Genomic DNA, 5,774 nt, shown 5'->3' on the forward strand with positions numbered 1-5,774 from the left:
GCGGCGCTCGCCGGCCAGGGCCTCCAGCCGCACCCAGCCCTCGAGCTGGACCGGATCGGCGGCCACCAGGATCATGCCCTTCTCGACCGGGCGCTGCTTCAGCGCCAGCAGCTTCAGCACCGCCGTCTCGTTGGCCGGATCGCAGCCCAGGCCCCAGACCGCTTCGGTCGGGTAGGCGATTACCGCACCGGCCTGCAATGCCGGGACGACGGTTTCCAGATCCAGTTCAATCATGCTCAGCACCGTTGGACGCGCCGCGCGGGACTGCGCGGGCGCTTGCGAGGGGGCCGCAGACAACAAGGCCGCCCATGGGCGGCCTCATGCGGAACAGCGATTATCCGCCTGCCGCGCGGGCAGGGGAAATCCCGGTCAGAACGGCGGGGCGTCGTCGACGGCCGTCGCCTTCACCGTCTTCTTGGCGACGGTTTTCTTGGTGGCTTTCTTGGCCGCGGTCTTCTTGGTGGCGGCTTTTTTGCTCGCCGCCTTCTTGGCCGGGGCCTTCTTTGCGGCGGTCTTCTTCGGCGCCGCCTCCTTCTTCACCGCGGTCTTCTTGGCGGCGGTCTTCTTGCCGAAGCCCTTGCGTACCGGCTTGCCGGTTTCGGCCATCAGCTGCTCGACCTCGGCCAGGGTCAGCGAGGCCGGCTCGCGGTCCTTGGGAATCTTGCCGTTGAGCTTGCCGTCGCTGATGTACGGGCCGAAACGGCCGTTGAGCACCTGGATCTCCGAGCCCTCGAACTCCTTGATGATGCGGTTGCGCGCGATTTCTTCCTTCTCCTCGATCAGGAAGATGGCGCGGGCCAGATCGATCTTGTACGGGTCGTCTTCCTTGGTCAGCGAGGCGTAGGTGCTGCCGCGCTTGGCGAACGGACCGAAGCGGCCGATGCCGACGGTGACTTCCTCGCCGTTGGCGTCGGCGCCCAGCTTGCGCGGCATGTCGAACAGCTTCAGCGCATCTTCCAGCGAGATCGAATAGATGCTCTGGCCCGGCTGCAGCGAGGCGAACTTGGGTTTGTCCTCGTCATCGACCGTGCCGATCTGCACCATCGGCCCGAACCGGCCGATACGCGCGCTGACTTCCTTGCCGCTGGCCGGGTCCACGCCCAGCACACGGGCGCTGCCGGCGTCGGTGCGGTCCAGCGATTCGCTCTTGTCGCTGACCAGCTCCTTGAACGGGCCCCAGAAGCGCTCCATCAGCGGCACCCACTCCTCTTCGCCGCGCGACACCGCATCGAGCTCGTCCTCGAGTTTGGCGGTGAAGTCGTAATCGACGTAGCGGGTGAAGTGGCTGGACAGGAACTTGCTGACCGCGCGGCCGACGTCGGTGGGCTTGAAGCTGCGACCTTCCATCTCGGTGTACTTGCGGAACAGCAGGGTCTGGATGATCGAGGCGTAGGTCGACGGACGGCCGATACCGTATTCCTCCAGCGCCTTGACCAGTGCCGCTTCGGTGAAACGCGGCGGCGGCTGGGTGAAGTGCTGGTCGGCGACGATGCGGTCCAGCGGCACGCGGTCGCCGGGCTTCATCGCCGGGAGCTTGCGGCCTTCGTCCTCGTCCTCGGCGTTCTTGCTGTCCTTGCCTTCCTCGTACACGGCCAGGAAGCCGGGCACCACCACGGTGGTGCCGCTGGCGCGGAACACGTGCTCGCTGCCGGCGGCCAGGTCGACGCTGACGGTGTTCAAGATGGCCGGAATCATCTGGCTGGCGACGGCGCGTTTCCAGATCAGCTCGTACAGCTTGCGCTCGTCGTCGGTCAGGTACTTGCCGACCTGCGCCGGCGTGCGCAACGCCGAGGTCGGGCGCACGGCTTCGTGGGCTTCCTGGGCGTTCTTGGATTTGGTGGTGTAGGTGTTGGGCTTGTCCGGCAACGAACGGGTGCCGTAGTCGCGGGCGATCACGTCGCGGATCTCGGCCAGCGCGTCCTGCGACAGGCTGACCGAGTCGGTACGCATATAGGAGATCAGGCCGACCGTGCCTTCATCGCCGATGGCCACGCCTTCATACAGTTTCTGCGCCACCTGCATGGTCTTGCGGGTGGTGAAGCCGAGCTTGCGCGAGGCTTCCTGCTGCAGCGTGGAGGTGGTGAACGGCGCGGCCGGGCGGCGCTTGCGCTCCTTGCTGGCCACGTCGGTGACGTGCAGCGCGCCCTGCGCGGCCTGCTGGATGCGCAGCCGCGCGGCTTCGGCGGTATCACCGTCGGTGACGGTGAACTGCTCGAACTTCTGTCCGTCCAGCTTGACCAGGCGGGCGTTGAAGGGCTGCGAGGGATGCGCGCAGGCCGCTTCGATACTCCAGTACTCGCGGGCGATGAAGGCTTCGATCTCCTCCTCGCGCTCGACGATCATGCGCAGCGCCGGGCTCTGCACCCGGCCGGCGGACAGGCCGCGCTGCACCTTGCGCCACAGCACCGGGGAGAGGTTGAAGCCGACCAGGTAATCCAGTGCGCGACGCGCCTGCTGCGCATCGACCAGATCGCCGGCGATGGCGCGCGGCTGGGTCATGGCCTCCTTGATCGCCCGTGGGGTGATCTCGGTGAACACCACCCGCTGCATCGGCTTGCCTTCGGCCAGCCCGCGCTCTTTCAGGATCTCGGCGATATGCCAGCTGATCGCCTCGCCCTCGCGATCCGGGTCGGTCGCCAGGAAGATGTCGTCGGCGCCCTTGGCGGCCTTGGCGATGGCTTCCACGTGCTTCTGGTTCTTTTCGATCAGGTCGTAGCGCATGGCGAAGCCGTTGTCCGGATCGACCGCGCCCTCTTTGGGAACCAGGTCCCGCACATGCCCATACGAGGCCAGGACGGTGAAGTCCTTGCCGAGGTATTTGTTGATCGTCTTGGCCTTGGCCGGCGATTCGACGATGAGCAGGTGCTTGGGCATATCAATACTTTCTTGGGGGGAGAGCGCCCCTGATCGGGGGCGCTAGGGTGGCGCAATCGCCTGCGTTAGTGAAGCGCTGCGGCCGTTCTGGATAGATTGACGCCCGGGCAGGGGCCCGGGCGTTCAGCTTTCTTCCTTATTAGAGGAATCATGCCGGACCGGCCGCTGTCAAGCGCGCCGGCGGCACGGACCTCAACTGAACTGGCTGGCGGCGATGCCGATCATGGCCAGCAGGGCGACGATAACGACCGCCATCAGCAGCCCGAAAATCGACAGGATCACGATGGTGACGGTGCCCAGGCCGCGCTGCTGCCATTCCGGATGGTCGGTGAAGGCCCATTTGTCGACCACCAGGGTGTCGCAGATCAAGTCGTGCAGACCCTGTTTGCGTTCGGTGAAGGCGGCCATCACAAAGCCGATGCACAGGATCAGGCCGCTGAGCATGGCCGCGAAGTAGCGGCCGATACCACGGGCGATGCTGATGCGCTCACCGTCCGTGCGCACCACCTTGATGCCCACGGCCATCTTGCCCAGCGTGGCCTTGCCGGCCGAGGCGTGGAAGCCGGCGTAATAGGCGGCAGCCAGGGCGATGGACAGCACGTTGGTCAGCAGCTGGATCATGATGAAACCGGCGCCCATCGCGTCGCTGCCCCCGCCGATGCCGGCCATGCCCAGGCCCAGCACCATGCCGATGACCATCGCGATCACGCCGCCGACCATGCCCACGATCACGCTGTCGATGCAGTAGGCGGCCACCCGCTTCCAGAAGCCGGCGTAGACCACTTCGCCGCCGCCAACCACCGTGCCATGCCCGGCGAGATGCTGGCCGGTGCGGTGTAGGGGGAATGGGTCTCGTCGGCTTTCTGCAGGGAAATCGGCGTGGCGGCGGTGCCGTTCTCGATGGCCACGTAGTCCGCGCGCAGGTCGATACCTGGGCTGGCCTTTTCGATCAGCTGCAGCTCCTCGGCCATGGCCGACAGGGGCTGCCACTGGTCCATGCCTTCACGCCAGACCAGCGTGGACAGGTCCAGTTCGTTCTGGCGGAATTTTCCGCGCAGGATCCCGGCCTCCACCGGACCGTGCCTCTCGCGCTGCGCATCGGCGTAATACCACTGGCTCATCGTGTTCCCCCCGTAAATGAATGGTGTGTCTCAGCTGCGGCAGTGTAGCGGCAGAAACCTGTCGTCCACGTCCGAGCTGCACTGCCATGTCCGGGCGCCGGTGTCGTAGTCCAGCCACAGTGCCTTGCCATCGAGCTGCGGACTACCGGGCTCCCGCAACTGCGCTTCCAGCCCGCAATGGCCGTTGTCGAAGCGGCCGATGCGCACGCTGGCGATGGCGTCCTGGGCATAGCTGCCGGGCGTCCGGAAACCCTCATCGTCGTTCACCGGGCAACGCCCGTTGTGCTGCACGAAATCGCTGATTTCGATCTTCAGTGGTGCCAGTTGCCCCAGGGCCAGGCTGGCTTTGGCGCGCAGCGTGTAGGACTGGTACGCAGGCAGCGCGATGGCGGCAAGGATGCCGACGATCGCCACCAGAATGACACCGCCCACCGCGGCGATGATGCCGGCGATGGCGCAGCCGGACAGGCCCGGCTTGACTGCCGGGGCGGGCGCGCTCCCCGCAGGTGTCTGCTGAAGCGGTGGCGGCAACAGTGGGGCGGCTGTCGGCGCGGCGATCACATCGTGCAGGCCCAGTTCGGCGGCATAGCGCTGCAGCGGCTGCCAGTCGCCGGCACCTTCGCGCCACAGCAGCGTATCGGCCGCGATACGGCCGGAGCGGAACAGTTCGACGATGTTGTCATCGGTCAGCGGACCGCGCCGTTCGCGGTTGCCTTCGGCGTAGAACCACTGGCTCACGGGGATGTCCTCATGCGTCCTTGCAGGCCGCGCGGCTCAATGCAGGGGTTCGGGTTCGTCGATGAACATCTGGGTTTCCATCCAGGCGTAGGCCGCTTCGGCCCCGGGCTGGTTGAACAGCACCATCAGCACGACCCACTTGAGGTCGTCCAGGTCCAGTTCGTCCTGGTCCAGCGCCATTGCACGGTCCAGCACCAGCTCGCGCTGGTCTGCATCCAGGATCCGGTGATGCTCCAGGAACAGCAGGAAACCCCGGCAGTCCACGTCCAGCTTGTCCAGCTCGGGGCCATGGAACACGCGTACCGGCCAGTCGACCCGCGGCTGCGATACGGCCGGGCGCTGCTCGGCCAGGGCGTCGAGCCAGTCGAAGGCCTTGTTGATCTCGGTGGGGCTGAATCCGGCCTGGATCAGGCCGTGCTGCAGCGAATCGCGGTCCCGGATGAGATCGGCATCCTCGCTGAAATAGTGTTCAAACAGGTACAGCAGGACGTCCAGAATACTCTCTTTCATTGCCCCTCGGCCTGCGCCAGTGGCGCTGTGGAGGTGAAGGAACTTCAGGTGCGGGTGTAGCGGCCGTGCGCCGACGACACGCTTCCTTCCAGTTCCATGACCAGCAGCATGGAGGACAGGCTGGCGGCCGTCAATCCAGTGCGCTCGATCAGTGAATCCATACCGGTTGGGTCAAACCCCAGTGCATTCCACAATCGCTGGTAGTTGATGTCCGGCAGGTCGGGTGCCGGCGCAGAACCTGCCGGCGCCTCTGCAATGGGGGCCGCCAGGCGCATTTGCAAGCCGGCGGCCAGTTCCCCGGCCAGATTGGCCACGCCTTCGAGGATATCCTGTGGCTGTGTCACCAGAATGGCGCCGTCGCGGATCAGGCGGTGGCAGCCGGCGGCCATGGGATTGTGCAGCGAGCCGGGCAGGGCGAAGACCTCGCGCCCGGCCTCGCTGGCCAGGCGTGCGGTGATCAGTGCACCGGAGCGTTCGGCCGCCTCGATGACGACCGTGCCCAGGCTCAGCCCCGCCAGCAGCCGGTTGCGG

7 protein-coding genes are annotated in these 5,774 nt (G+C 66.2%); all 7 read right to left on the minus strand.

Features of this window, described 5'->3' with window-relative positions:
- Nucleotides 1–234 (minus strand): Sua5/YciO/YrdC/YwlC family protein (locus JCM9942_RS09900; protein ID WP_172675091.1); only part of this gene is annotated, 234 nt, incomplete at its 3' end.
- A gap of 135 nt (nt 235–369) precedes the next feature.
- Complete coding sequence (locus tag JCM9942_RS09905; protein WP_054659378.1) at nt 370–2,874, minus strand: DNA topoisomerase I; 2,505 nt, start codon at nt 2,872–2,874, stop codon at nt 370–372.
- Between the two features lie 192 nt (nt 2,875–3,066).
- Complete coding sequence (locus JCM9942_RS09910) at nt 3,067–3,675, minus strand: RDD family protein (RefSeq protein ID WP_343123487.1); 609 nt, start codon at nt 3,673–3,675, stop codon at nt 3,067–3,069.
- Nucleotides 3,603–3,995 (minus strand): DUF4339 domain-containing protein, encoded by a 393-nt coding sequence (locus tag JCM9942_RS20530; protein WP_343123488.1) that lies wholly within the window; start codon nt 3,993–3,995, stop codon nt 3,603–3,605. The genes JCM9942_RS09910 and JCM9942_RS20530 overlap by 73 nt, the downstream gene beginning before the upstream one ends.
- A gap of 30 nt (nt 3,996–4,025) precedes the next feature.
- Nucleotides 4,026–4,733: a pilin gene (locus JCM9942_RS20455; protein ID WP_054659380.1), complete on the minus strand. Its 708-nt coding sequence runs from the start codon at nt 4,731–4,733 to the stop codon at nt 4,026–4,028.
- A 36-nt stretch (nt 4,734–4,769) separates the two neighbouring features.
- Nucleotides 4,770–5,243 carry a DUF494 family protein gene (locus JCM9942_RS09920; RefSeq protein ID WP_054659382.1) on the minus strand — a complete coding sequence of 158 codons (474 nt, stop codon included), beginning with the start codon at nt 5,241–5,243 and terminating at the stop codon, nt 4,770–4,772.
- 44 nt (nt 5,244–5,287) lie between these two features.
- A partial coding sequence (locus tag JCM9942_RS09925) for a DNA-processing protein DprA (RefSeq protein WP_172675092.1) occupies nt 5,288–5,774 on the minus strand: 487 nt, incomplete at its 5' end.

It is taken from the genome of Stenotrophomonas pictorum JCM 9942 (genome assembly GCF_001310775.1).
Classification (GTDB): domain Bacteria; phylum Pseudomonadota; class Gammaproteobacteria; order Xanthomonadales; family Xanthomonadaceae; genus Stenotrophomonas; species Stenotrophomonas pictorum.